The organism is Azorhizobium oxalatiphilum (genome assembly GCF_014635325.1).
In the GTDB taxonomy this organism is placed as follows: Bacteria; Pseudomonadota; Alphaproteobacteria; order Rhizobiales; family Xanthobacteraceae; genus Azorhizobium; species Azorhizobium oxalatiphilum.
This window is the reverse complement of the sequence record NZ_BMCT01000004.1, coordinates 129,946-156,931: the sequence shown is the minus strand read 5'-3', so window position 1 is coordinate 156,931 and position 26,986 is coordinate 129,946. Positions and strand designations below refer to the sequence as shown.

The 26,986-nt window shown below is 67.1% G+C and carries 24 protein-coding genes; 18 read left to right on the top strand and 6 right to left on the bottom strand.

Annotated elements, in window-relative coordinates:
• The first annotated feature begins 45 nt into the window (after positions 1–45).
• The 7 genes from IEW24_RS15155 to IEW24_RS15125 are packed head-to-tail and all read left to right on the top strand — an operon-like array spanning position 46 to position 6,898.
• Positions 46–879, top strand: coding sequence for an ABC transporter ATP-binding protein (locus IEW24_RS15155; protein ID WP_188580075.1), 834 nt, complete (start codon positions 46–48; stop codon positions 877–879).
• Complete coding sequence (locus IEW24_RS15150) at positions 879–1,925, top strand: FecCD family ABC transporter permease (RefSeq protein WP_188580073.1); 1,047 nt, start codon at positions 879–881, stop codon at positions 1,923–1,925. Before IEW24_RS15155 ends, IEW24_RS15150 begins: the two co-directional genes overlap by 1 nt.
• Positions 1,922–2,974 carry a FecCD family ABC transporter permease gene (locus tag IEW24_RS15145; protein ID WP_188580071.1) on the top strand — a complete coding sequence of 351 codons (1,053 nt, stop codon included), beginning with the start codon at positions 1,922–1,924 and terminating at the stop codon, positions 2,972–2,974. The genes IEW24_RS15150 and IEW24_RS15145 overlap by 4 nt, the downstream gene beginning before the upstream one ends.
• A gap of 18 nt (positions 2,975–2,992) precedes the next feature.
• Positions 2,993–3,958, top strand: coding sequence for an ABC transporter substrate-binding protein (locus IEW24_RS15140; protein ID WP_188580069.1), 966 nt, complete (start codon positions 2,993–2,995; stop codon positions 3,956–3,958).
• Between the two features lie 46 nt (positions 3,959–4,004).
• The gene (locus tag IEW24_RS15135; protein ID WP_188580067.1) at positions 4,005–5,048 is read left to right on the top strand and encodes a PstS family phosphate ABC transporter substrate-binding protein; all 1,044 of its coding nucleotides are present in this window, start codon (positions 4,005–4,007) and stop codon (positions 5,046–5,048) included.
• Positions 5,045–5,956 (top strand): PstS family phosphate ABC transporter substrate-binding protein, encoded by a 912-nt coding sequence (locus IEW24_RS15130; protein WP_188580065.1) that lies wholly within the window; start codon positions 5,045–5,047, stop codon positions 5,954–5,956. The genes IEW24_RS15135 and IEW24_RS15130 overlap by 4 nt, the downstream gene beginning before the upstream one ends.
• Positions 5,957–5,989: 33 nt before the next feature.
• Positions 5,990–6,898: a MurR/RpiR family transcriptional regulator gene (locus IEW24_RS15125; RefSeq protein WP_188580063.1), complete on the top strand. Its 909-nt coding sequence runs from the start codon at positions 5,990–5,992 to the stop codon at positions 6,896–6,898.
• 31 nt (positions 6,899–6,929) lie between these two features.
• On the opposite strand, the gene IEW24_RS15120 is transcribed toward IEW24_RS15125, so the two are convergent.
• From IEW24_RS15120 to IEW24_RS15105, 4 genes are read right to left on the bottom strand one after another with little or no spacing between them, the layout of a single operon-like run.
• The gene (locus IEW24_RS15120) at positions 6,930–7,877 is read right to left on the bottom strand and encodes a DMT family transporter (protein WP_188580061.1); all 948 of its coding nucleotides are present in this window, start codon (positions 7,875–7,877) and stop codon (positions 6,930–6,932) included.
• A gap of 9 nt (positions 7,878–7,886) precedes the next feature.
• Positions 7,887–8,699 (bottom strand): ABC transporter permease, encoded by an 813-nt coding sequence (locus IEW24_RS15115; RefSeq protein ID WP_188580059.1) that lies wholly within the window; start codon positions 8,697–8,699, stop codon positions 7,887–7,889.
• A complete protein-coding gene (locus IEW24_RS15110; RefSeq protein WP_244644475.1) occupies positions 8,696–9,514 on the bottom strand; it encodes an ABC transporter ATP-binding protein in 819 nt (272 codons plus the stop codon). The genes IEW24_RS15115 and IEW24_RS15110 overlap by 4 nt, the downstream gene beginning before the upstream one ends.
• 17 nt (positions 9,515–9,531) lie before the next feature.
• On the bottom strand, positions 9,532–10,536 hold the full coding sequence (locus IEW24_RS15105; protein ID WP_244644435.1) for an ABC transporter substrate-binding protein: 1,005 nt from the start codon (positions 10,534–10,536) through the stop codon (positions 9,532–9,534).
• Positions 10,537–10,696: 160 nt separating this feature from the next.
• Between IEW24_RS15105 and IEW24_RS15100 the strand changes: the two genes are divergently transcribed.
• From IEW24_RS15100 to IEW24_RS15085, 4 genes are read left to right on the top strand one after another with little or no spacing between them, the layout of a single operon-like run.
• Positions 10,697–12,787, top strand: coding sequence for a hydantoinase/oxoprolinase family protein (locus tag IEW24_RS15100; protein WP_308468864.1), 2,091 nt, complete (start codon positions 10,697–10,699; stop codon positions 12,785–12,787).
• Positions 12,788–12,799: 12 nt separating this feature from the next.
• On the top strand, positions 12,800–14,542 hold the full coding sequence (locus IEW24_RS15095; protein ID WP_188580057.1) for a hydantoinase B/oxoprolinase family protein: 1,743 nt from the start codon (positions 12,800–12,802) through the stop codon (positions 14,540–14,542).
• Positions 14,539–15,390 (top strand): sugar phosphate isomerase/epimerase family protein, encoded by an 852-nt coding sequence (locus tag IEW24_RS15090; RefSeq protein WP_188580055.1) that lies wholly within the window; start codon positions 14,539–14,541, stop codon positions 15,388–15,390. The genes IEW24_RS15095 and IEW24_RS15090 overlap by 4 nt, the downstream gene beginning before the upstream one ends.
• 56 nt (positions 15,391–15,446) lie before the next feature.
• Entirely contained in the window at positions 15,447–16,160 is a 714-nt protein-coding gene (locus IEW24_RS15085) for a TetR/AcrR family transcriptional regulator (RefSeq protein ID WP_244644434.1), read from the top strand.
• 16 nt (positions 16,161–16,176) lie between these two features.
• Here the strand turns inward: IEW24_RS15085 and IEW24_RS15080 are convergent, their stop codons facing one another.
• Entirely contained in the window at positions 16,177–17,526 is a 1,350-nt protein-coding gene (locus tag IEW24_RS15080) for an aspartate aminotransferase family protein (protein WP_244644433.1), read from the bottom strand.
• Between the two features lie 14 nt (positions 17,527–17,540).
• Positions 17,541–18,605, bottom strand: a complete 1,065-nt coding sequence (locus tag IEW24_RS15075; protein ID WP_244644431.1) for a phosphotransferase — start codon at positions 18,603–18,605, stop codon at positions 17,541–17,543.
• Positions 18,606–18,771: 166 nt separating this feature from the next.
• On the opposite strand from IEW24_RS15075, the gene IEW24_RS15070 reads away from it, so the two are divergent.
• From IEW24_RS15070 to IEW24_RS15040, 7 genes are all read left to right on the top strand, one after another.
• A complete protein-coding gene (locus IEW24_RS15070) occupies positions 18,772–19,458 on the top strand; it encodes a GntR family transcriptional regulator (RefSeq protein ID WP_244644429.1) in 687 nt (228 codons plus the stop codon).
• Between the two features lie 134 nt (positions 19,459–19,592).
• Positions 19,593–19,946 carry a hypothetical protein gene (locus IEW24_RS15065; protein WP_188580051.1) on the top strand — a complete coding sequence of 118 codons (354 nt, stop codon included), beginning with the start codon at positions 19,593–19,595 and terminating at the stop codon, positions 19,944–19,946.
• A 70-nt stretch (positions 19,947–20,016) separates the two neighbouring features.
• Positions 20,017–21,291 carry a TolC family protein gene (locus IEW24_RS15060; RefSeq protein WP_188580049.1) on the top strand — a complete coding sequence of 425 codons (1,275 nt, stop codon included), beginning with the start codon at positions 20,017–20,019 and terminating at the stop codon, positions 21,289–21,291.
• The gene (gene ihpB / locus IEW24_RS15055; protein WP_188580048.1) at positions 21,288–22,295 is read left to right on the top strand and encodes a divalent metal ion exporter adaptor subunit IhpB; all 1,008 of its coding nucleotides are present in this window, start codon (positions 21,288–21,290) and stop codon (positions 22,293–22,295) included. Before IEW24_RS15060 ends, ihpB begins: the two co-directional genes overlap by 4 nt.
• A 33-nt stretch (positions 22,296–22,328) precedes the next feature.
• The gene (locus tag IEW24_RS15050) at positions 22,329–25,541 is read left to right on the top strand and encodes an efflux RND transporter permease subunit (protein ID WP_188580046.1); all 3,213 of its coding nucleotides are present in this window, start codon (positions 22,329–22,331) and stop codon (positions 25,539–25,541) included.
• A gap of 30 nt (positions 25,542–25,571) precedes the next feature.
• Positions 25,572–25,946 (top strand): hypothetical protein, encoded by a 375-nt coding sequence (locus IEW24_RS15045; RefSeq protein ID WP_188580044.1) that lies wholly within the window; start codon positions 25,572–25,574, stop codon positions 25,944–25,946.
• 454 nt (positions 25,947–26,400) lie between these two features.
• On the top strand, positions 26,401–26,934 hold the full coding sequence (locus IEW24_RS15040) for a GNAT family N-acetyltransferase (protein WP_188580042.1): 534 nt from the start codon (positions 26,401–26,403) through the stop codon (positions 26,932–26,934).
• The last annotated feature ends 52 nt before the right edge of the window (positions 26,935–26,986 follow it).

Below are 26,986 nucleotides of genomic sequence, written 5' to 3'. Positions count from 1 at the left end.
CCGATTGCCCATGCTTTAAACGCGTTTCCGGCTGGACCTTCCGTGATGTCGCCTCTTTCGAACCCTTCGCTTGTTCCGCCTCCGGACGTGATCCGCCTCGCCGCAGAGGATCTGGCGGCGGGCTACGGGCGGCATGCGGTGCTGGACGGTGTGTCGCTGGATGTGGCGGCCGGTCGCTTCACGGCGCTGGTGGGGCCGAACGGATCCGGCAAGTCCACCCTGCTTTCCGCCATGTCCCGCCTGCTGGCGCCCATGCGGGGCGTGGTGACGCTGGACGGCAAGGCTATCCACCGCATGCCCACCAAGGCACTCGCCCGCGAACTGGGCATCCTGCCCCAGAACCCGTTGCAGCCCGAAGGTCTCAGCGTCTTCGATCTGGTCTCGCGCGGGCGCTATCCGCATCAGGGCCTGCTGCGGCAGTGGTCCGATGCGGACGAGGCCGCCGTGGAGCGCGCCATGCGCCTCACCGGCACGCTGGAATTCGCCAGGCGGCCGGTGGACGATCTCTCCGGCGGGCAGCGCCAGCGCTGCTGGATCGCCATGGCCATCGCGCAGGAAACGCAGACCATCCTGCTCGACGAGCCCACCGCCTTTCTCGACCTGCGCTATCAGGTGGAGATCCTCGACCTGCTGCACGATCTCACCCTGAACCACGGCCGCACCATCGTCGCCGTGCTGCACGACCTCAATCTCGCGGTCAGCTATGCGGACACCGTGGTCTTCCTGAAGGACGGCGCCATTCGCGGCACCGCCTCCCCGCCCGCCGACTGCACGCCCGCGCTCATCCGCGATGTGTTCGGCATCGAGGTGCTGATGGTGCCCCACCCCGAGACAGGCGGCCCGGTCTTCATTCCCCGCCGCGGGGGCGATACCGCCTGATGTCCGGTGCGCGCACACAGCCCCTTTCCCTGCCGCGCCGGCGTGCGCATGGCCGTTTGGCGGCGGGCCTGCTGGCGCTGGCACTGCTGGTCATCATGTGCGCCATCCATCTCGGCATCGGCAGCCGCTTCATCTGGCCGGGTACCGTGGTGCGGGCGGTTTTCGCCTATGACCCCGCCAATTTTGATCACAAGGTCATCATAGGCCTGCGACTTTTACGTCTGCTCAGCGGCCTGCTGGTGGGCGCGGCGCTGGGTATGTCCGGCGCGCTGCTCCAGCTTGTCACGCGTAACCCTTTGGGCGAGCCGCATGTGCTCGGCCTCAATGCGGGCGCGGCCCTCGCGGTGGTGCTGGCGACAACCCTCGGCCTTGCCGGCGGCACCGCCTTCGGGGCACTGGCCGCACGGCCGCTGGTGGCGGCCATCGGCGCGGGGCTGCTGTTCAGCCTCATCATCACCGCATCCTCCGCTGGCCGGGACGGGCTGACGCCGCTGAAGGTGATCCTGTGCGGCGTGGCCTTTTCCGCCTTCGCCGCATCGCTCACCTCGGCGCTGCTCATTCTCGACGAGCAGACACTCGCCGATCTGCGGCTGTGGCTGGCGGGCGATCTCTCCGGCCTCACCTATGCGGGCCTTGCCTGCGCGGCGGTGCCCGCAGCTTTCGCGGCGCTCGGCGCGCTCGCCATCACGCCGCAACTCAACGCGCTGGCGCTGGGGGAGAACGTGGCGAGCGGCCTCGGCGTCAACCTCCGGCGCACCCGCTTCGCCGCGCTGGGCGCCGCCGCTCTGCTGTGCGGCGCATCGGTCTCGCTGGCTGGCCCGGTGGGCTTCGTCGGCCTCGTGGCGCCGCATGCGGTGCGCATTCTCATCTCCCGCGATGCCCGGCTGCTGGTGCCGCTCTCGGCGGTTGCGGGCGCGCTCATCCTGCTCGGCGCGGACGCTGCCGCCCGCACCCTGCTCGCCCCGCGCGAGCTGGCCACCGGCATCATGACCGCCGTGCTCGGCGCGCCGGTCTTCCTCCTCATCGTATCGCGGTATTTCCGATGACAAGCCCCTCGCACGCCAATGGCTACCGGCGCTTCGCCCTCGGCCCCGTCGCGCTGCTGGCGCGCCCGGTGGCGGTGCTGGCCTGTCTCGCGCTGGCGCTTCTCGTCATGGGGCTTGCGGCATACGCCGTCTCCAGGGGCAGCTATGCCATCGCCTTGCCTGATCTCGCCCGCCTGCTGCGCGCCCCCGACACCGGCACGCGCGAGCAGCTCTACATCCTCTACGACATCCGCATGCCCCGCATCCTCATCGCCGCCCTCAGCGGCGCCATGCTGGGGCTGGCGGGCGCGGCCATGCAGTCCATTACCCGCAATGGCCTTGCTGATCCCGGCCTCATCGGAGTGAAGGAAGGCGCCAGCGTCATGGTGCTCGCCGTCATCCTGCTGTTCCCCGCCGCCAGCGTTGGCTGGCGGCCGGTGGCGGGCATGGCGGGCGGGCTGTGCGTGGCCCTTCTCGTTATCCTCATTGCCCGCGACCTGTCCCGCACCCGCTTCGTGCTGGTCGGCATCGGCGTGTCCTGGATGCTGTCGTCGATCGTCCTCATCTTCCTCACCACCGCCGACATCCGCGATGTGCAGACGGCGCTCGTCTGGATGACCGGCAGCCTGCACGCGGCCGGCTGGCCGCTGCTCTCGGTGGCCGCCATCTGGGCGCTGGCGGGCACCGTCATCCTGTTCGCCACCGCGCGCGCCTCCGATGCCGCGCTGCTGGGCGATGGCGCCGCCACCGGCCTCGGCGTGCGCCTGCGCCGGCTCTCCGTGCTGCGGCTCGCAGCTCCGGTGCTGATGACGGCGGCGAGCGTCTCCTGCGTCGGCAGCCTGGGCTTCGTCGGCCTGATGGCACCGCACATGGCGCGCTTCCTCATGCGCGGCAATCAGGTGACGCTGCTGGCCTCCAGCGCCCTCGTGGGCGCGCTGCTTGTGCTTGCCGCCGACACCATCGGCCGCCTCGCCTTCGCCCCGCTCCAGATTCCCGCCGGCATCGTCATGTCGGTGATGGGCGTGCCCTTCTTCCTGCTGCTGCTCTGGCGGCGGCGCAACCAGCTCTGACCCGGACGGAACCCCGCGATGACCCGACGCGCTCCCCTCCTCTTCGCCTTGCTTTGCCTGTTGCCCCTGACCGCGCCCGCCTCCGCGCAGGAGACGCGCCTGTTCAAGGATGATCTCGGCCGTTCCGTCACCGTGCCGGCGAAACCGCTGCGCATCGTCTCGCTGCATGATCTCGACATCACCATCCCGCTGATCGAGCTGGGCGCGCGCCCGGTGGCGAGCCACGGCCGCACGCGGCTCGACGGCACCCATTTCCTGCGCTCAAGCGCCATCCTGACGGGCGTGGATTTCGACAATTCGGACATCAAGTTCATCGGCACCACCAGCATCGACATCGAGGCGGTGGTGGCGGCCAAGCCCGACCTGATCATCACCGAGCCCTCGCGCAACACGCCCATCGAGCAGCTGGAAAAGATCGCCCCGACGGTCAGCCTCGACAATCGGGACGGCGGCGCGGGGGAGCTTTACGGCAAGATCGCCGACCTCACCGGCACGCAGGCGCAGCTCGCCATTCTGGAGCGGCGCTACCGCATGCAGATCGCGCAGTTGCGCTCGGTGGTGGACACGGGGGCGATCACCGTCGTCGCCTTGCAGGCCAACAAGGGCAAGATCACCGTGCACCACACCCAGCAGTCGCTGGGGCAGGTGCTGCGGGATGCCGGCTTCCGCTTCCCTGCGCTGGTGGATGCCATCCCGCCCGGCAAGCGCATGGATGTGAGCGCCGAGCGCCTGCCGGAGCTGGATGCCGACTTCATCTTCGACACCTACCGCTCCGATCAGGGCGGCAAGCCGGCGGACGAGATCGCCGACATGGAGAAGGTGATGCCGGGCTACTGCGCCTTCCTCAAAGCCTGCCGCGAGGGGCGCTACACCATCCTCGCCCGCGAGGAGGCCATCTCCAATTCCTACGCCGCGCTCAGCCTGATGGTCTCCACCATCCAGTCGCAGGTCTCCGGCCGCCAGCCCCCGCTGAAGCGCCCCTGAGCCGCCACGCGCCTTTCTCACGCCTTTTGCAGCAAGGACTCATCTCTTGGATCACGCTTCGCACGCCGCCCTGCCGGACAGCCCACCCGCCGCCGGCTGGATGCCGCGCCCCGTGGACGGCGCCCTGCCCGTCTATGAGCCGCGCCCGGTCGCGGTGCCGGAGGGGGCCACCTATCTGACGGACGATGGCCGGGTGCGCATCAGCGGATCGGAGCATGGGCAGTTCATCTTCGAGCGCTTCTGCGCCGCCTTCGAAGAGGTGAGCGGCATCCGCTTCCATGTGGACCTGCGCGGCACGCCCTCGGCCATGGCCTTCATCACTAACGGCCAGTCGCTGCTCAGTGTCATGGGGCGCGAGATCACGCCGGTGGAGGTGGTGCCCTATCGCAAGTGCGTCGGCGCGCCGCCGGTGGCCATCCGCATCGCCCATGCGGCGGAGGAAACCTCCCAGCACCTCGCCACCTCGCTCGGCCTCTATGTCCACCGCTCCAACCCTCTGGCGCGGATGACCACGACGGAACTGTCGCAGGTGTTCACCATCGGCAATCCCGGCGGGGACTTTTCGGTCTGGGGCCAGCTTGGCCTTGATGGCGACTGGGCGACCCGGCCGATCCATCCCATCGGCACGCCCGAATTCACCGGCTTCGGCACCTATATGCAGAAGCATCACCTCGCCAATCGCGTGCCGGCCCCGGCCTATGAGCGCCTGATCAGCACCGACAACGTACTGGGGCGGCTCGCCGCGACACCTTCGGGCATTGCGGTTGCCGCCATCGGTCGGGAGACCGACGACATCCGCATGGTGCCGCTCTCCTTCGGCGCGGGGCAGCCATATTCGGACGGCAGCACGCAGGATGTGATCGACGGCGCCTATCCGTTCGGCCGCTTCCTCTACGCCTATGTGCGCCAGCAGGAAAACATACCGCTCGATCCGCTGGCGCAGGAATTCCTGCGCTTCGTGCTCGCGCGCGAGGGGCAGGCGATCATCGCCGCCCAGCCGCGTGGCTATATCCCCCTGACAGCGGCTCAGGCACGCGCGGAAACCGCAGCGCTTGCCCGCATTCTCCCCCACAAGGACGCCCAGAAGTGACCCGCTCCCAGCATCTCACCCTCATGGGCAATGACGGCATGCAGTTGCTCGTCGAGCAGTTCTGCGCCCTGCTGCGCGAGACACATCCCGACGCGCGCTTCCACGTGGATCTGCGCGGCTCCTCGACCGCCATTCCGGCGCTCGCCTCGGGCGCATCGGATCTCGCACCCATGTCCCGCCTGCCGTGGCGGGGCGATGCGGCGACCTTCCGCTCGGCCAGGGGCTATCAGCCGACATCCATCCGCGTCGGCTATGCCGGCCACGGCCCGCGCGTGGGCGCCAAGACCCCGCCCGCCATCTACGTGCACAAGGACAATCCGCTCGCCGGCCTCGCCGTGGGCGATCTGGCGCGGGTGTTCTGCCCCGGCCGGCCCGAGGGCGACATCACCTTCTGGGACCAGCTCGGCCTTGAGGGGCGCTGGACCGGACGGCGCATCCATGTCTACGGCCTCCGGGATGACGGAAAATACGCCACCGGGTTCCGCGACACTTATCTCCATGCCCCGGTCTATGTCGCCCATTACGAGACGCTGGACAGCCGCGAGGCAGTGATCCGCGCCGTGGCCGACGATCCCTTCGGCATCGGCGCCATCGGCTGGCTGGAGACCGCGAAGGTGTCCGACGCCGTGCGCATCCTGCCGCTCTCCCGCACCGCCGGCGAAGCGTTTCGCACGCCCTGCCTCGACCATGTGGCGGCCGGCGATTATCCGCTCTCCGCGCCGGTCGCCTTCTATTTCGACCTGCCGAAGGGTGGAACCCTCACGCCGCTGATCAGGGACTTCCTGACACTGGCGCTCTCCGGGCGCGGGCAGGCCATCGTCGCGGACATGACGCGGACGCGGGAGGGCTATGTGCCCTTGTGCGATGCCGATCTCCTCGTGGAAAGAAACAGGCTGTCGCAACTGTGACCGGGCCGGACGCCTGAAAGGGGGGAGTGCGCCATGAAATCGAATGTCCCGAGATCGAATGCCTCTTCCCAGAAGGAGCGCAGGACCGACCGCTTCGGCGAGCGGCTGAAGAGCCGCAGCTCAACGCTGTCGCCCAGCCTGCTCACGGTGGCCACCTACATCAACGATAACCGCCGATCGGTCCTCAACCAGTCGGCACTGGATATCGCGGCGGCCACCGGCACCTCGGATGCGACCGTGATCCGGGCCATACAGGCGCTCGGCTTCGAGGGTCTGCGCGACCTCAAGCAGACTTTGTCCGGCTTTTTCGGCGGCGCGCTCTCCTCAGCCGACAAGATGGCCTCCACCACCGACGCACTGACCGCCGATGCGGACAGCAGCATCGACTTCGTCTGCGACGGCCATTTGAGCGGCATCGACGAGATCCGTTCCGCGCCCAACCGGGAGGCGTTCACGCAGGCGATCCGCATTCTGGGCGAGGCGGCCGGCATCGGCATCTTCGGCATCGGCGCCTCGGGCGTGCTGGCCGATTATGTGGCCCGCCTGTTCTCGCGCAACGGCCGCCCCGGCTATGCCCTCAACCGCACCGGCATTTCCCTTGCGGAGCAGTTGCTCGGCATGCGGGCGGGGGATGCGCTGGTGATGATGGGACAGGCCAATGCCCATCGCGAGGGCATGGCCACCATTCTGGAGGCCAAGCGCCTCGGCAACCCGATCATCCTCCTGACCAACGCCCCGAACTCCACCTTCGCCAAGGAAGCGGACGTGGTGATCCGCGTGCCGCGCGGCCGCTCGGAAATGGTGCCGCTGCACGGGCTGGTGCTCATGAGCCTCGAAATCATGGTGGTGGGTCTGGCCGCCTCCGAGCCCGAGCGCACCCAGGGCTCCCTGGAGCGGCTGCACGGCTTCTATGAGGACATCCGCAAGGTGCCACGCAGCTGAGGGAGCCGTTCCAGTGCCCGTAAGGGCTGGATCAGTTGCTCGATGCCTCGGCCAGACGCGGCCGGCGCCCGCGCGCCGAAATCGCCAGACCGCCCAGAATGGCTGCGGCGCCGATCACCTGCACCGGCCCCAACGGCTCTGCGAGCAGCGAGGTGGACAGGACCAGCGCGGCCAGCGGTGACAGATACAGGAAGGGCCCCGCCCGCTCGGCCCCCAGTCGCGATGCCCCATAGATCCAGAACAGATTGCCCAGCAGGGTCGGGCCTATGGCGATGTAGAGGACGGCCAGCGTCGCATCGCCGAACGATGGCCGTGCCCACAGGGGATCCACGCCCCCCGTCAGCACGAAGGCGGCATAGACGGGAAGAATGACCACGAAAAAGCCCGTGAGGGCGGTGAGCACCGTGACGTTGAGCGCCGCAAGGCCGAGTGGCCGGGCGCCCAGCGCGAAGGTGTACCAGGCGAAGACCATGGCCGCGAGCAGCGACCAGAGGTTGCCGATGCCGAGCCTCAGGGTCAGCAGATTGCCGATGTCCCCCTTCAGCAGAACCACGATCACCCCGGCCAAAGCCAGCAGGACGCCCGCAACCTGGGCCGCTCGGGGTCGTGCCGCCCCGGTCATGACCGCCAGCAGAAGAACCCAGATGGGGGTCGTCGCATTCAGCAGCCCCACTTCAAGGGCAAGGCTGTGATAGGCCCCGGCGTACAGGCAGACCGAGAACAGCCCCACCCCTAAGGCGCCGAGCACCGTCAGCCGGCCGAACCGGGCGCGGATCGCCTCCCGCTCCCGCAGAAGACCCGGCAGCGCCATGGGCACCAGCACCAGCAGCGCCAGCGCCCAGCGCCAGAAGATCAGCGAGGGCAGCGGCACGGCCTCATGAATGGCCCGCGCCGCCACATGGTTGCTGCCCCACAGGACGGCTGTCGCCGTCAGCGCGCCGATGGCCGGCAGGGCATGGGCTTGGCCGGGCTCCGACACGCGCGGGCGTCAGTGGCCGGGGCCGCCCGGCACGCGCTGCGACACGTGCCAGGGCAGGAGCAGCCGCTCCAGCGCCTCCACCACATAGAAGAGCGCCGTACCCAGCAAGCCGAGCAGGATGAGGCAGACGAACACGCGCGGCGTATCGAACTGCCCCTGCGCGGTGAGGATGGCAAAGCCCAGCCCCTCGGAGCCGGCCACGAACTCACCGACGATGGCGCCCACCAGCGCGAAGGAGATGGCCACCTTCAGGCCCGCGAACACGCTCGGCAGAGCGTTGGGAAAGCGGATCTTGCGCAGGATGTCGAAAGAGGAGGCACGGCTGGCGCGGGCGAGGTTCACCATGTCCGGGTCCACCGAGCGCAAGCCAAGCACCGCATCGATGACCACCGAGAACAGGGCCAGCATGAGTGCAATGGCGATCTTGGGCTCGATGCCGGTGCCCATCCAGATGACGAACAGCGGCGCCAGCGCCACCTTGGGCACGGAATTGAGCGCCACCAGCAGCGTATAGACGGTGCGTTCCATGAATTTGGAATGCACGATGCCCACCGCGAGGCCGAGCCCCAGCACCACCGCCAGTACGAAGCCGGCGAGCGTGGTGTAGAGGGTGAACAGCGACATGCGCAGGAAATAGGCCGGCGCGAGGAGGAACTCATCCCAGATGCCGCTCGGCGAGGGCAGGATCAGCGGAGCGGGCTTGAAGACGTAGACCGCCGCCTCCCACACCACCACCACGCCAGCCAGCAGCAGGACCACCATGCCGACCTCATGCAGCGCGCGGAAGGTGCGCGAGGCGAAAAGCGGGTTGCTGTCGCTCATGAGTGGTCTCCCGATCCCGTTTCCGGATCGTCGTCCTTGAGAATGCCGAGGCTGGCGAACAGGTGGCGGATGTGGGCCACGTAGCGGCCGAACTCCGGCGTCTCGCGCAAGGCGAGATGGCGCGGGCGCGGCAGGTCGATGTCGATGATCTCGACGATGCGGCCCGGGTTGCGATCCATCATCACCACGCGGTCGGAGAGGAACACCGCCTCGCTGATGCCGTGGGTGATGAACACCACCGTCTTGCGCGTATCCTGCCAGATGCGCGCCAGCTCAAGATTGAGATCGTCGCGCGTCATGGCATCCAGCGCCCCGAACGGCTCATCCATGAGCAGCAGCTTGGGATCGCACAGAAGCGCGCGGCAGATGGCGGCGCGCTGGCGCATGCCGCCGGACAATTCCCACGGATGCCGATCCTCGAACCCGCCGAGACCGAAGCGCGCAAGCAGGGCAGAGGCGCGCGCCCGCACCTCCGGCCCCTTGCGGCCGATGAATTCGGCGGTGATGAGAACGTTGTCCAGGATGGTGCGCCAGTCCAGCAGCACATCGCGCTGGAACACCATGCCCATGTCGTGTGGCGGCCCCTTGAGGGGGCGGCCATCGATGACGATCTGCCCGGCGGTGGTCGGCTCCAGCCCGGCGATGCACTTGAGCAGCGTGGACTTGCCGCAGCCGCTCGGGCCGAGGATGGAGACGAACTCCCCTTCCCTCACCTGAAGGTCGATACCCTCCAGCGCCGCCACCGGGCCGCGCGGCGAGCCGTAGGTCTTGCGGACCCCGGAGATGGAAACATAAGCCATGGCCGTGCCCGTCATGGAAGCCGTGTGCACGTTCACTGGATGAACTCGTTGGTATAGTAGGTGGCGGGATCGGTGCCCGGCTTGATGGCGCCGGCCGTTTCGGCGGACTTCTGCGCCTTGATCCAGTCTTCCTTCGCCTGATAGCCGATGGGCTTGCCCTTGGTCTCCGGCGTATCGAAGAAATCGATGGTAAGCTGGATCTGCTCCATCAGCACCTTCTTGTTGAGCTTGGCGTCAGGCCGCTGCTTGATGATGGCCTCGGCCGCCTCCTCCACATGGCCGTTGCGGATGTAGTCCCAGCTTTTCTGCTGCACCTGCACCAGCTTCTTCAGCGCATCCTTGCGACCCTCGATGGTCTTCTCGGTGGCGATGAGGCCGTAGCTCGGAAAGGCGATGCCCACGTCCTCGGCGAGGATCGCCTTGGAGGGGCGGTTCGGCTCCACCACGGGGATGGCCGAGGGCACGGTGGACATGAGGCCATCGGCGCGCTTGGCGCTGTAGGTGCCCCACACGGCGGCGGGATCGACCACCATCACATTGACCGTGGTGCGGTCGAGACCACCCTGCTTCAGCCAGTAATCGATGAAGGGCGCCCACGGGCTGGCGGCGAAGACGACGAGGCTCTTGCCCTTGAAGTCCTGCACCTTCTGGATGGGTGAATCCTTGTCCACCAGCACCGCGAGATCGGTGCGCTTGTCGATGCCGGCGAAGCTCTTGACGGTGGAGCCGTTCTCCCGCGCCTGCGGCAGCAGGCCGAGCTGGATCTGGCCCACATCCACCTGCCCGGCATTCACCAGTTGCAGCGTGTTGCCGGAGCCACGGCCATCCTGCACGTCCACGTCGAGGCCAACCTCCTTGAACCAGCCCTTCTCCTTGGCGAGATGCATGCCCGCATGCACCCCCCAGGGCGAGAAATCGAGGCGGACAGAGACCTTTTCGTCCGCACGCACGGGGGCGGCAGAGGCTGCCGCCAGCATCAGGGCAGACAGGACACCGGCACAGACCAGCCGGGTTCGGGACGAGAACGACATGCTCATGGTGACGATCCCCTCTTTGCTTTCGAATGAGACTATATGGTCCAATTCGATGCGCAAGATCATTTATGCACCCCACGCTGCAAACATTTACGGCACAGAGCCTCTTGACGCGGATTTTTCTCATAACTAACCATTTGGTCCAATACCAAGGAGGCAGCTCGTGACAACCACCCGTCTGGAGCGCAGCGCCCGCATGGCGCGTATTGGTGTCGATATCGGCGGCACGTTCACCGACCTTGTTCTGGCTGACGGCCAGGGCAGCGTCTTCCATCGCAAGGTGGCCTCGACGCCGGCCGCCCCCGAGCAGGCCGTGCTGGAGGGCGTCGCCGCCATCGTCGCCGACGCCGGCCTTTCGCCGGCCGATGTGGCCGAGGTGGTGCACGGCACCACGGTCGGCTCCAACACGCTGTTGCAGAAGGTGGGGGCCGCCACCGGGCTGATCACCACCAGGGGCTTTCGCGACGTGCTGGAAATCGGCCGCCTGCGCACGCCCTCCATGTTCGACCTGCAATGGGAGAAGCCCGCGCCTCTCGTCGCCCGCCGCCACCGCAAGGAAGTGGCCGAGCGCATCATGGCGGATGGCACCGTTCTGGTGCCGCTGGACGAGGCGGGCCTGATCGCGGCGGCCGAGGAACTGGTGGCCGCCGGCATCACCTCGCTGGCGCTGTGCTTCCTCAACAGCTACCGCAATCCGGTGCACGAGCGCCGGGCGGAACTGCTTCTGGCGGAACGTTTTCCGCAGGTGCGCGTCACCAGCTCCATCTCCGTTCTGCCGGAAGCCAAGGAATATGAGCGCACCAGCACCACGGTGGTGAATGCCTATGTGCGCCCGGTGCTGGAGGCCTATCTCACACGGCTCGAACAGGGCCTGTCGGATGTGGGCGTTTCCGCCCCGCTTCTGGTGTGCAATTCCAACGGTGCGCTCGCCTCTTCTCTCACCGCTCGCGAGAAGCCCGTCTTCTTCATCTCCTCCGGTCGCGCGGCCGGCGTGGTGGGCGGCTCACGGCTCGGCGAGGCGCTGGAAATCAAGGATCTGGTGGTGTTCGACATGGGCGGCACCACCGCCTCGGCCTCGCTGGTGCAGAATGGCGAACTCTCCCGCGTCAGCGAGTATGAATTCCGCGCCGGCATCTCCACTCCCAGCCGCTTCATCAAGGCCGGCGGCTATATGATGAGCGTGCCAACGGTCGACGTGGCGGAAGTGGGCTCGGGCGCCGGTTCCATCGCCTATGTGGATCAGGGCGGGCTGATGCGCGTCGGTCCGGTCTCGGCCGGCGCCGATCCGGGTCCGGCCTGCTACGGCATCGGCGGCACCCGCCCTACCGTGACCGACGCCAACCTGCTGCTTGGCTATCTGCCCGCAACGCTGGCCGGCGGCTCCCGCGCTTTGTCGGTGGACGCCTCGCGCGCCGCCATCGCCCGCGACCTGGCCGATCCCTTCGGCCTCTCGCCGGAGGATGCGGCGAGCGGCGTGCGCGATGTGGTGAATGCCAACATGGCTCGCGCCATCCGCGCCGTCACCGTGGAGCGCGGCGTCGATCCGCGAGACTTCACGCTGGTGGCCATCGGCGGCTCCGGCCCGGTGCATGCGGCGGACATCGCCCGCCAGCTTTCCATGCCGCGCGTGCTGGTGCCGGCCTCGCCGGGCGTCTTCACCGCCATGGGCATGCTGGCCGGCGACGTGGAGCGCTACTTCATTGCCCCCTTCCCCCGCCGCGCCCCCGACTTTTCCGCCGTGGAGGCGGAAGAGGCCTTCCGCGCACTGGAGGCGGACGCCCGCACGGCGCTGGCCGGCGAGGATATTGATCCGCAACTCATGAGCATCGCCCGCGAGGCGGACATGCGCTTCCGAGGACAGGAAATGTCGCTGTCCGTGCCCTATGTGGCGGACGCAGAGGGGCTCCAGGCTGCCTTCCGCGCCGCCTATGAGGCCATTTACAGCTATTGCCCGTCCGATGTTCCGGAGGTGGTGAGCCTGCGTGTCATCGGGCGCGGCACGCGTCCCGGCAAGCTGGACTTCCGCGCCGCCCGCGCTAGCGATGCGGGTGAAACCTCCCCCATTGCTACCCGCCGGGTCTATTTCGGCACCGATCAGGGCTTCGTGGAGACCCCGGTCTATGACCGCCGCCGCTGCCCCGCCGCCCTCACCGGCCCCGCCATCATCGAGGGCGCGGACAGTACGGTGGTGGTGCCCCCCGGTGCCCGCGCCGAAGCGGACGCCCGCGCCAATCTCCTCATCACCCTCGCCTGACGGGAGCCTCCCATGCTGGACCGGTCCAGGAAGCCCATCGACCCGATCACCTTCGCGGTGCTGAAGAGCGCGTTCGAATCCATCGTGGACGACATGGCCTATACGGTCATGCGCACCGCCCGCTCCCCCATCGTGCGCGATGTGCTCGATTACTCGGCCACCATGTGCGACGCCAAGGGCCGCATCCTCGCGCAGGCCAAGACGGTGGCGCTCCATCTCGGCGCGGTGCCCGACGCCATGGAGGCCCTACAGCGCCACTATGCCGACGATCTGCACCCCGGCGACGTCATCATCTTCAACGATCCCTACGATGGCGGCATGCATCTGCCGGACATCTTCATGTTCAAGCCGATCTTCGATGGCCCGCGCCACATCGGCTATTCGGTGGTCATCTGCCACCATTGCGACGTGGGCGGCCGGGTGCCGGGCTCCAATGCGTCGGATTCCACCGAGATCTTCCAGGAAGGTCTGCGCATCCCGCCGCTGAAGCTGTTCGACAAGGGCGTGCGCAACAAGACGCTGTTCGACATCATCACCAAGAACGTGCGCCTGCCGGATCTCGTCATCGGCGATCTGGAGGCGCAGCTCGCCACCTGCGCGCTGGGCGAGCGCGAGTTCCTGCGCCTCACCGACAAGTATGGCGCGGACATGGTGGAAGGCTTCCTCGCCGAGTTCCTCGATTACGGCGAGCGCCTCGCGCGCGGCACCTTCAGCACATGGCCCGACGGCGCTTACAGCTTCACCGATTACATTGACGGCGACGGCTTCGACGAGGCCCCCATCCCCATCCACGTCACCATCACGGTGAAGGGCGACCAGATCGGGGTCGATTTCGAGGGCTCCTCGCCGCAGGTGAAGGGGGCCATCAACTCAACCCTCTCCTTCGTGAAGTCGGCCACCTATCTCGCCGTGCGCTGCGTGCTCGATCCCGACGTGCCCAACAATGCCGGCCTCTATCGCTGCATCGATGTGAGCGCGCCCAAGGGCACGCTGCTCAATCCCGAGTTCCCCGCCCCGGTTGCTGCGCGTGCGCTCACCGGCTACCGGGTGGTGGACACGGTGCTCGGCGCGCTGGCGGCCATCGTGCCGGAACGCGTGGTGGCGGCCGGTGAAGGCGGCAATTCCGTCGTCTGCCTCGGCGGCTATGACAAGCAGACCCGCGAGCCCTTCATCGTCGTGGACATGATCAACGGCGCACTGGGCGCCCGCGCGGGCAAGGACGGCATCGACGCCGTGACCAATCCCTCGCAGAACATGTCCAACATGCCGGTGGAGATCATGGAGGCCACCTATCCTCTGATGATCGAGGAATATGGGCTACGCGAGGATTCCTGCGGCGCCGGCCGCACCCGTGGCGGTCTCGGCGTGGTGCGCCAGTATCGGCTGATGGCCGAGGAGGCGGTGATGCAGTTGCGCGCCGACCGCTATGCCCATGCCCCCTACGGCCTGTTCGGCGGCAAGCCGGGCGCGCCATCGCGCAACATCCTCTCGGTGGATTCCGACCCGCAGCTTCTGTCCAGCAAGGTCACACGCACCGTGTACAAGGGCACTGTCATCCGCCACGAGCAGGCGGGCGGCGGCGGCTATGGCGATCCCCTCGCCCGCCCGCCGGAAGCGGTGCTCGAAGACGTACTGGACGGCAAGGTGAGCACCGCCTACGCCCGCGAGGGCTTCGGCGTGGTGGTCGAGGCAGGCAGTCTGGATCTTGCCGCCACCACGGCCCTGCGCCAGCGCATGGCGGGAGCGGGCGCGTGAGCGATTTCTCGCGCTTCGCCATCAACCAGATCACCACGCCGCAGCTCGATCTCGCGGCGGCGGTGGAGGCCTATGCCCGGCAAGGCGTGCGCGGCATCGGCGTATGGAACCAGTATCTGGAGGGGCTCGACCTCGGCCAGGCGGCCCGGATGATCCGCGATGCCGGCCTGTTCGTGCCCTGCCTGTGCACCAGCGCCTGGGTGAACCTCGCCGACAGGAGCGCCTATGAAGCGGCCCTGGAGGAGAATCGGCGCCGGCTCGATGCCGCGCATGCCATCGGCGCCACCACGCTGGTGATGGTGCCCGGCGGCCTCGCCACCGGCGAGAAGGATCTGCCCGGCGCCCGGCGGCGCGTGGAGGATGCGCTGCATGCCCTGCTGCCCCACGCGCGAGCGGCGGGCGTCATGCTCGGCCTTGAGCCGCTGCATCCCATGTATGCGGCGGATCGCTCCTGCCTCAACACCTTCCGCCATTGCCTCGAACTGGTGGAGGAGCTGGGCGTGGGCAGCGGCATCGTGGCCGATGTCTACCATTGCTGGTGGGATCCGGATTTCCCCATCGGCCTGCGCGCGGCGGGGCGGGACAAGATCCTCACCTTCCATCTGTGCGACTGGCTGGTGCCGACGCGCGATGTCTATCAGGACCGGGGCATGGTGGGCGATGGCGTCATCGATTTCGCCTTCTATCGCCGGCTGCTGGACGAGATCGGCTATGACGGGCCATTCGAAATCGAGCTGTTCTCCAAGCTCGACTGGTGGCAGCGGGATGCCGGCGAGACCATCCGCATCAGCCTCGAACGCTGCGCGCCTTTCGTCGCTCCGCGCCTTCCCGCCGCAACGGCCAGTTGACGGCGGGGGTGCGGCTCATGCTCATGACACGGAAAGCCAACGGAACAGGTCCAGTCGTGAGTGAGAAACCCCGCAAGCGCGACGCCATCGGTACGCAGGAGAGGATCCTCGCGGCGGCCCAGGCCGAATTCGCCCGCAAGGGCTATGACGGCGCCCGCGTGGACGCCATCATCGTCCGCGCCAAGGTCAGCAAGAACCTGCTCTACCATCACTTCCGCTCCAAGGAGGAGCTGTATGTGAAGGTGCTGGAGCGCACCTACGAGACCATGCGGCGCCGGCAGGAGGCGCTGCCGCTGGCCGGGCTGGAGCCGGTGGAAGCCATGCAGAAGCTCTGCGAGGCCACCTTCCAGACCTTCATCGAGGAACCCGAGGTCATCATCATGATGAACACGGAGAACCTCCATCGCGGCCGGCACGTGGCGAAATCGCCCATCATCCGCCAGCTCTACAGCCGCCTCTCCACCACCATGGAGACCATCCTCTCCGAGGGCGAGAAGCGCGGCGTGTTCCGCTCCGGGGTGGACCCGGTGGAGCTGTACATCTCCATTTCGGCGCTGGGCTATTTCTACCTGTCCAACCGCTTCACCCTGTCCATGATCTTCGATCGCGACCTGAAGGCGCCGGACAATCTGGAGCGCCGCCGCGCCCATATCGTGGACATGACGCTGGCCTATCTCACCGCTGGCGCCCCGCTGGGACAGGTGATCCCGCCGGCTCCTTCGGCCGAGCCGCCGGAGCGCCCCGCCGCCCGCTCCCGCCGCAAGGCCTGAACGGGCGGCCGAGCCGTCAGACCGAGCGGAGCGTGTCTTCCAGCTGGGTGAGCAGCCGATCCACGTCGGCGTCGGAGAAGACCAGCGGCGGACGGATCTTCAGCGTGTTGGCGTGATAGCCGGTGGCCGAGATCAGCACCCGCCGCTGCCGCAGGCCATCCACCACCGCCAGCGCCGTGGCGGAGTCCGGCGTCTTGCCGCCATCCGCCTTTACGAACTCCGCGCCGATATAGAGGCCGGTGCCCCGCACATCACCGATGCGCCCATCCTTCGCGGCCAACGCCTTCAGCCCGTCCTTGATCTTCGCGCCGATCCGCGCGGCATTCTCCATCAGCTTCTCGTCGCGGATGACGTTGAACACGGACTGGGCGGCCGCGATGGCGACGCTGTTGCCGCCATAGGTGTTGAAATAGCGCGTATCCGCCCCGAAGCTGCGGATGGCGTGGGGCGCCATCGCCACCGCCGCCACCGGATAGCCATTGCCCATGGGCTTGCCCATAGTGACCATGTCCGGCGCGATGCCATGGCGCTGATAGCCCCACAGGCGATCGCCCGAACGGCCGAAGCCCGCCTGCACCTCGTCCGCGATGAACAGGCCGCCCGCCGCGCGCACCACCTCGGCTACCGGCCCCAGCACATCGACGGGATGGGAATAGATGCCATCCGACGAGAACAGGGAATCGGCGATGAAGGCGGCGATGCCATCGCCCCGGCGTTCCAGCTCGGCGATCTCACGCGCCACTTCCGCCGCAAGCTGGCGACCGATCTCGGCCGGGTCCATGCGGTAGGAATCGGGCGCGGAGATGCGGCGCACGAAGACGCCCAGCCGCGAGCCCCGGCCCAGCGAGGGCGAGAAGCCGGAGGTCAGCTCGGAATTGCCGTGATAGGCCTCCGAGGTGATGATGACGCCATTCTTGCCGGTGTGGTGCTTGGCGATGCGCACCGCCAGATCGTTGGCCTCGGAGCCCGAGCACGTGAACATGATGTGCTCGATGGGCGCGCCAAAGGTGGGCAGGATGTCGGCGGCGAAATCCAGAATGCCGTCCTGCACATAGCGGGTGTGGGTGCACAGGGTCTGCATCTGCCGATGCACATCGGCCACCACGCGCGGATGGCAGTGCCCCACCGAGGCGACATTGTTGTAGGCGTCGAGATATTCGTTGCCGGCGGCGTCATACATATGGACGCCGGAGGCCCGCTGGATCTCCACCGGGTTCGCATACATCAGGCGATAGGCGGGGCCCAGCAGCGCCTGCCGGCGCCGGATGGCATCCTGCATCTGCGGGGACAGGCGGCCGAGATCGTTGGGATTGAAGCCGTTCACCATACCGATGTTGATGGGCGCCCCATCGCTGCTCTTCGTCATCTCTGCCTCTTCCGTTACGCGCCCGCCGGAACGGCGGAGAAGGTCGCGCTGACATCCTCGATGCTGCGGGACAGGAACCAGTCGAGCTGCTGCCAGCCCTGATGCGTGTTGCGCATGATGTACTGCGCATTGTCCGGAAAGCGCTCCGCGCGCCACGTGGTGATCAGCGCCCGGGCAATCACCCGCGCCATCACGAGATGCGGCAGCAGCGCCAGTTCCTCGGGCGTCAGGTCCGCCACGGCGAGATAGCCCTGCAGGATATCCCTGCCCTCCGCGAACAGATCGGGCCGCGCCTGGGAGGGCAGCTGATTGAGCAGCGTGGTCGAGACATCGATGACGATGGCGGTGCGCACCACATCGCCGAAATCGATGATGCCTGTGACGAAGCCCGGCCGCGCGCGATCCACCACGATGTTGGAGCGGCTGCAATCATTGTGCACCACCTGCGTCCGGCATCGCGCCAGCGCTGGGGCAAGGCTCTCCATACGGGCCAGCCCCAGTTCGAGCGCATTGCGCTGCGCGCGGTCGTCCATATGGGCGAGCAGGCCGCGCAGCTTGGGCAGATGCTTGACGTCCCACGCGATTTCCCGCCCGTCGTGCGGATGGGAGAAGCCCGCCATGGCCAGCCGCAGGCGGGCGAGCACCGCCCCGAGGGAGCGGCGCTCCGCAGCTGTTGCGTCGATGCGGTCGAGCGGGGTGCCGTCCAGATAGCTCAGGGCCCGGACGATGCGCACCTGCCCGGCCCCGTCGACGATGGTGAAGGCGCCCTCTCCATTCTGCGTCCGCATGACCCTCGGCGCCGGCAAACCCGGATCCGTTGCCTCCACGTGCTGGAGCAAGGCCAGTTGGAGGTCGATTTCGCGTTCGTCTTCCAGCGGGTTCGCGATCTTGAGCACCCATGCCCGGCCATCGGGCTCGCGGATCAGGAAGGTGTCGTCCTTCTCGGTATCGAAACGGGTCAGGGATGACGTGCGCGCGCCATAGCGCGTTCCCAGCAGGGCCAGAACCTCGGGCTCCTCCATACGCTGGAACGGTGCCGCCAGCCCGCCTGCCGCCATGAGGGCGTTCGTCTCATCCATGAACCACCTGCTGCGAATGCCCTCCGGGGATAGCATGCACCCAAGATTGTCGACAATAGCCAATTTGGCATACAACATGGATGGGATGGCGTTTTGGGATCGCCGCGCCCTTTCGGCAGGCGGCGTTGCGTTGTAGGGGCTGGAGCACGGCCTCAGGCTGGCCGGAATGGAACTCGACACGATGGACCGCGCACCCGAACGCCCCGCCCTGCCCAAGATCGTGAAGGTCTCCGCCGAGGCACGGGCGATCGAGGCCCTGCGCAGCCAGATCATCACGGGCATGCTGCCCGCAGGTGCCCGCATCACCGAGGTTCAGCTGTCCGGCGAAATGGGCCTTTCGCGCGCAACCGTGCGAACGGCGCTGCATGAACTGCAGAAGGAGGGCCTGCTGCGGCTGAAGCCCTACACCGGCTGGACCGTGATCCAGCTGACGCGACAGGATGTGTGGGAACTCTATACGCTGCGCTCGGCCGTGGAGCGGCTCGCCTCGCAGCTCGCCGCCGGGGCGCCGATGGAGCAGCGGACGCGCATTCAGGCCGCCTTTGACAACCTCGCGGACGCCTGCGTCGATGCCTCGGCCGCGCGGATTGCGGAAGCGGACTTCTGTTTCCATCACGCCATCGTCGATGCGGCATCCCACTCCCGACTGAGCGCTCAATATGAGCTCATCGCGCAGCAGATCCGCGTCTACATCCGCTCCAGCGACGCGCTGATTCCGGACCCGGCCGACATTCTCTCCCAGCACGCCCCGATCCTGAACGCCATCCTGTCCGGCGACAGCGCCGAAGCCGGGCGGCTGGCGGAAGAACACAATCTCGTGGAGGGCGAGAAGCTCGGACAGTCCATCGGCTGATCCGGCCCGTGCTCTCACCTTCCCGTGCGGCAACCGGCTTGACATCGCTTCCCGTTTCCGGCTTCTCGTGACGGATGTTTCGGGTTCGCACAACCTCACTCTCCCTGCTCACGCAGCGCGCCAAGAGCGTGCTGGTGATGCTGGTTGCGTTGTGCTTTCTCATGCATTCCACGGCCGACGAGCTGGCGAATGCCCGACACGGCCTCGCGCAGAATCCCAATGCGATCACCACCGCCGACGGCACCATCGAGACAGTCGACGCGGTGGCAGCGACGCTATCGGACAGTGCAGGCAGCAACGACGCACCGAACAGCGATCCCATTCGCTGGTCAGCTGATCATGATTGTCACGGCTGCACCATTGTGGCCGCCCTGCCCGATGCCCCCACGCTCCAGATCGGCAGCGTTGCACATCGTGCGGTGTTCGGAACCGACAGCCTGATCCCCGGCCGCGTCGTTTCCCTGGAAGCGCCCCCTCCCAAAGCCTGATCCGCGCCAACTGGTGCTTCGCGGCTGACGCCCTGCGTCCGCCTCCGATTTCCCATGCCCGGATCAAACCATGTTTCAACGTGCCCTTGCGGCCACGCTTGGGGCAGCCATCGTGCTGCTTCCGGCGACGATAGCCCATGCCGCCTCGCCGCCTGCCCCGCTGACACTCACGCTGGCGATCCAGCGCGCCATTGCCTCCAATCCCCGCATGACGATTGCCGAGCGCGACATCGGCATGTCCGGCGGACGGCGCATGCAAGCCGGTGTCATGCCCAATCCCGCGCTGTCGCTCGAGCTGGACGGCGCCTTCGGCACCAATGCCTACCAGGGCCTGGATCAGGCCGAGACCACGCTCCAGATCAGCCAGCTCATAGAGCTGGGCGGCAAGCGCGAGGCGCGCGTCGCATCGGCCGCAGCCGATCAGGAGGCCATGAAGTGGGAGCGGGAAGCCGTCCGGCTTCAGGTGATGGCGGAGACGACGGGCGCCTTCGTCGGCGTCCTCGCCGCCCAGCGCCGCGTCTCCATCCTCACCGCGCAGGTAAACGAGACCGATGGCTTCATGCCCATGCTCCAGAAGCGGGTGGAGGCAGGTGCGTCCTCTCCCTCCGAAGTGTCCCGCGCGCGGCTGGCGGCGGAACTGGCGCGGGTCGATCTCGACAAGGCCAAGGCCGCCCTCATCACCGCCCGCCGCGAACTCGCCCTTCAGATGGGGCAGCCCGAACCGCGGTTCGGCGCCGTCAGCGGCAATCTTCTACGGGTCGCCGCGCCTCCGGCCCTCCAGAGCGTGCTGCGCGAGGCCATGGCCAACCCGCAGCTGACCAAGTTCACGGCGGTGAAGTCCCAGCGCCGGGCACAGGTCGCCACCGAGCGGGCGCGGGCCGTGCCCGATGTGACCGTCGGCGCGGGCTGGCGCTACTATAACGACACGCGCGACAGCGGCGTCGTCGTCTCCCTCGGCATGCCGATCCCGATCTTCGATCAGAACCAGGGGTCGATCCTCGAAGCCCAGGAGAACCTGCGGCGTGCGGAAGCCGAGGAGCAGATCGCGCGTAACACGCTGATCTCCATGACCGGCCGCGCCTATGACGGCCTGAAGGCCGCCTATGAGGAAGTGCAGCGCCTGCGCGCCACGGCCATTCCCGATGCCCGCGCGACCTATGAGGGCATCCAGAGCGGCTACGGCGAAGGCCGCTACACCCTGCTCGAACTGCTCGACGGCCAGAACGCCCTGTCCGAGACCGCTCTGCGCGAACTTGAGGCGCTGGTCGCCTTCCACACATCACTGGCCACCCTCGAAGGCCTCATCGGCCGACCGGTCCATCTTTCCCAAGGTAAGACGAAATGAGCCGCCCAGCGCGTGACATCGCATTGCTTCTGCTCGGCCTCGCCATGGGGTCCGGAGCGGTTTACGCCCTCCAGTCGAGGACGGCGCCGGCGGCGACGCAGGCCGGCGGCCATGCCGAAGGCGGCGAAGCCGGGCATTCAGAGGAAGGCCATGGCGGCCATGGCGAGGAAGACCATGCGGAGGGCGGCACCAGCGTGTCCCTTCCCGATGCCAAGCTCGCCAGCTCCGGCATCGGCCTTGAAACCGCAGGCCCCGGCGCGCTGCGGGTGGAACTGCGCCTGAACGGCCTTATCCAGGCCAATCAGGAAGCCATCGTGCAGGTGACGCCGCGCTTCCCCGGCGTGGTGCGCGACATTCGCCGCAGCATTGGCGATCAGGTGAACAAGGACGATGCGCTGGCGCGGATCGAGAGCAACCAGAGCCTTACGACATACGAACTGAAGGCGCCCATCAGCGGCACCATCGTCAGCCGTCAGGTCGGCCTCGGCGAATATGTCTCCGAGCAGAAACCCGCCTTCGTGGTGGCCGATCTCTCCACCGTGTGGGTGGACCTGTCCGTTTATCGCCGTGATTTCGCACGCATCAAGGTGGGAAGTCCGGTCCATATCGATCCGGAGGATGGCGGCGCCCCCATCGCCGGCAGGGTGGCCTATGTGTCGCCCATCGGCGCCACGGACACCCAGAGCGCGCTCGCGCGGGTGGTGGTCGCCAATCCGGACCTGCGCCTGCGGCCCGGCCTGTTCGCGGTGGGCCACGCGGTTCTCGCCGAAGAGCCCGTGGACCTCGCCGTGCGCGACAGCGCCATCCAGACCATAGACGGCCGCAACGTGGTGTTCGTCCGCGATGGCGACACGTTCGATGCCCGCGACGTGGAAATCGGCCGCCGCGACGGCCAATGGGTCGAGATCCTGTTCGGCCTCATGCCCGGCGACGTCTACGCGGCGAAGAACAGCTTCGTGGTGAAGGCCGAGCTCGCCAAGGGGAGCGCCACCCATGAACATTGAGCGCGCGATCTCCCCGATCAGGGAGGGCGTCCGATGATCGATGCCATCCTCGCCTTCTCCATCCGCCAGCGCTGGCTGGTCCTTCTCGTCTGCCTCGGCATTGCGGCGCTGGGCGCCTGGAACTTCACCCGCCTGCCCATCGACGCGGTGCCCGACATCACCAACGTTCAAGTCCAGATCAACACCTCGGCCCCCGGCTTCTCGCCGCTGGAAGCCGAGCAACGCATCACCTTCCCGATCGAGACCGGGATGGGCGGACTGCCCGGTCTGCAATACACGCGCTCATTGTCGCGCTACGGCCTCAGCCAGGTTACGGTGGTGTTCAAGGATGGCACCGACATCTATTTCGCACGCCAGCTGGTGAACGAGCGCCTGCAACAGGTGAAGGACCAGTTGCCCGAGGGCGTGGAGACGGCCATGGGGCCCATCTCTACCGGCCTCGGCGAAATCTACATGTACACGGTCGAGGCGAAGGACGGCGCGCGCAAGCCTTCGGGCGAGCCCTTCAGCCCCACCGATCTGCGCACCATCCAGGACTGGATCATCAAGCCCCAGCTTCGCACGGTGCCCGGCGTCGTGGAGGTGAACACCATCGGCGGCTACGAGAAGCAGTTCCATGTGCTTCCCGATCCGGCACGCCTGATGGCCTACGGCATCAGCTTCCGGGAGGTGATGACCGCCCTCACCGCCAACAACGCCAATATCGGCGCCGGCTATATCGAGCGGAACGGTGAGCAATATCTGGTGCGGGCGCCCGGACAGGTGGCCAATGCCGCCGAAATCCGCGACATCGTCATCGGCAGCCGTGGCGGCACGCCGCTGCGGGTGGGCGACGTGGCCGAGGTGCGCGAGGGCCGCGAGCTGCGCACGGGTGCAGCCACGCTCAACGGCCAGGAGACTGTTCTCGGCACCACCATGCTGCTGATCGGCGAGAACAGCCGCACGGTGGCCCAGCGGGTGGCGGAGCGCCTTCAGGAGATTTCCCGCTCGCTGCCCGAAGGCGTCATCGCCCGCACGGTCTATGACCGCGCGCACCTCGTGGAGCTGACCATCGCCACGGTGGAGAAGAACCTGCTGGAAGGCGCGCTCTTCGTCATCGTGGTGCTGTTCCTGCTGCTGGGAAACATCAAGGCTGCCGTGGTGACGGCCTGCGTCATCCCGCTCGCCATGCTCTTCACCATCACCGGCATGGTGGAGAACAAGGTGAGCGCCAATCTGATGAGCCTTGGCGCCATCGACTTCGGCATCATCATCGATGGCGCCGTGATCATCGTTGAGAACTGCCTGCGCCTGCTGGCCGAGGAACAGCACCGACGCGGCCGCCTGCTGACGCGGGCGGAGCGCTTCGAGACCATCCTCGCGGGCTCGAAGGAGGTCATCCGGCCGAGCCTGTTCGGCACCATGATCATCGCCGTGGTCTATCTGCCCGTTCTCACCCTCACCGGGGTGGAGGGCAAGATGTTCACGCCCATGGCGATCACGGTGCTGATGGCGCTGCTGGGGGCGGCCCTGTTCTCCATGACCTTCGTGCCGGCGGCCATCGCGCTGTTCGTCACCGGCAAGGTCTCCGAGCATGAGAATTTTCTCATGCGGGGGGCCCGGCGGCTCTACACGCCCCTGCTCGACCTGTGCATCGAGTTCCGGGGCATCGTCGCCCTCGGTGCAGCAGCGCTGGTGGTCGTCAGCGGCTTTGCCGCCTCCCGCATGGGTGGCGAGTTCATCCCGAGCCTCGACGAAGGCGACATCGCCGTGCAGGCGCTGCGCGTGCCCGGCACCAGCCTGACACAGTCGCTGGAAATGCAGGAGGCGCTGGAGAAGCGCCTGCTTCAGGTGCCGGAGGTGAAGGAGATCTTCGCCCGCGTCGGCACGGCCGAGGTGGCCACCGATCCCATGCCGCCCTCCATCTCCGATGCTTACGTCATCCTGAAGCCGCGCTCGGAGTGGCCCGATCCGGCGAGGCCCAAGGCCGAGGTGGTGGAAGCCGTGGAGAAAGCGGCAGAGGATGTCGCGGGCAGCGCCTACGAACTGTCGCAACCGATCCAGCTGCGCTTCAACGAGTTGATCTCCGGCGTGCGCAGCGACGTCGGCGTGAAGATCTTCGGTGATGACCTCGAAACCCTCCTGCAAGTGGCCAATCAGGTGCAGGCGGTGCTGCAAGCTGTCCCCGGCGCCGCAGACGTGAAGACCGAGCAGGTCACGGGCCTGCCCATGCTCAACGTCAGGTTCGACCGTGGCGCGCTGGCGCGCTACGGCGTCAGCGTGGCAGATGTGCAGGAGCTCATCGCCATCGCTGTCGGCGGCCGGGAGGCTGGTGTGCTGTTCGAAGGCGACAGGCGCTTCGACATCGTCGTGCGGCTGCCCGAGGATCTGCGCACGAATATCGAGGCGCTGCAGTCACTTCCGGTTCCGCTTCCCGCTGCGCCGGGTTCGGAGACTTCGGCCGTGCCTGCGATCTGGAACGGGTCCGTCACCTCCGGCATCCGCTACGTGCCGCTGTCGGCGGTGGCAAAGGTGGAGATCGCACCCGGCCCGAACCAGATCAGCCGCGAGGATGGCAAACGCCGCATCGTGGTGAGCGCCAACGTGCGCGAGCGCGATCTCGGAGGTTTCGTCTCCGATGCCCAGCGGCAGATCGCGGAGAAGGTGAAGCTGCCCTCCGGCTACTGGATCGGCTGGGGCGGGCAGTTCGAACAGCTCGTCTCCGCCACCCAACGCCTCACCATCGTGGTACCCATTGCGCTGCTGCTCATCTTCCTGCTGCTGTTCATGAGCTTCGGGTCGGTGGCGGACGCGCTGCTCGTGTTCAGCGGCGTTCCGCTGGCACTTACCGGCGGCATCGCGGCGCTGCTGCTGCGGGACATCCCCCTCTCCATCAGCGCGGGCATCGGCTTCATCGCCCTGTCCGGCGTGGCGGTGCTGAACGGCCTCGTCATCATCGCCTTCATCCAGCGCCTGCGGGCCGAGGGGAAAGCGCTGGTGGAGGCGGTGAAGGAAGGCGCCCTCACGCGGCTGCGCCCCGTGCTGATGACCGCCCTCGTGGCCTCCCTCGGCTTCGTGCCGATGGCGATCGCGACGGGTGCGGGTGCCGAGGTTCAGCGTCCGCTGGCCACTGTCGTCATCGGCGGCATCGTCTCCTCCACCATCCTCACCCTGCTGGTCCTGCCTGCGCTCTACGTCCTGTTCCGGCGGGAGACGCCGGCAGACGTCGCCGACGAAGCCCTCGCCGAGCCGGTGACTCAGAACTGATCCATCGCACATCCAACGAAAGGAAAACCCATGCTGAAGAAGATCGTTATCGCCGCCGCCATCCTGCTCGCCACGCCCGCGCTCGCCCAGCACGCGCATGATGACAAGGGGCCAAACGGTGGCCAGATGCAGGATGTCGCCGGTGTCCATGCCGAGTTCCTGCCCAGCGGAAACAGTCTGGTGCTCAACATCATCGACGAGGCGGGAAAGCCCATCGACACCAAGGGATTCGTTGCATCGGCGCTGGTGGTGAGCGGGGGTGAGCGCAAGACCGTTCAGCTCATCGCCTCCGGCTCGTCGCTGCGGGCGGACCTGCCCTCCGCCCTCCCGGCAGGCAGCACCGTGACGTTTGCCGTCAAATCGTCCGCCGGCAAATCCGGACAGGCGAAATTCACCACCCGCTGAGATCTTTCGGAAAGGCCAAAGACATTGCCTGTGCGGTCCCGAGGACCGGCACGGCACCACAACCAGAGGGGCCGGGAGCATGCACGCTCCCGGCCCTTTCTGTTTCAGGCGAGAGCAGGCGTCACTACGATAGTGCGCCCGGCCTCTGCTCGGCATGCCTGCCCCTGGTCCTGCCACCGGACCCTTTTTCCATTATCTTCCAGGGCCGTGCCCCGGGAACTTAAATGCACCGCCGGCCGTAGCATCCATAACGCGGCTGCACCGCCGAAGACGAAGCAGATCGGCTCGCTGACTGCGGCCATGTGGTGACGCCGCAGCAGGATCACGCCGCGGTGATGGACAAGCAACGCTGGCACAAGCAATGCGAGAGAATGCTTTTTTCGACGGGATCATGGTAGGTGGCTGCACAACAAGAATGCACTCCCCGCACAGAGCTTCCCCCCAGGAGAGGATAATGCTGCAAGGCGAAGCCGACGCCCCAACGGTCATTTTCAGGCTGCCGGCCGACACCGACTTTGAGGCGCTCGCCGGGATCCGCCGCGATCCGCGCATGCAGGCGATGTTGATGGCCATTCCCGATCGCACGGACAATGCGTCCGTTCGCGACTGGATCGAGCGCCGGGTGAACGAACCGGGCGGGCTGTTTCGTGTGATGTCCCAGCCTGGTGGGCCTGCTTTGGGCTTCATCCAGATCAGCCAGGTCAGCCTGCGCGACCGATACGGCTATGGCGCGGTCGCCGTCAGGGATGACTGCCGCCTGCCCGGCGTCGCGCTCCTCGCCATGCGCGAACTGATGCGCGCCGCTCGATTTGATCTTGGCCTTCTGAAGCTCATGGCAGAGATCAGGGCAGATAACACGGATTCAATCCGGATGAATTACCTGTGCGGCTACAAATTGATCGGCACGCTGGAAAGTCATTTCGTCGATGCGGATGGACAGCGGCATGACGTTGTTCTACTTCAGAAAAAGCTTCCGCCGGCGAACTGACGCACAAAACGCAGCTTCAGCCTGATTCAGGAAAATCATTACACCCAAGGGG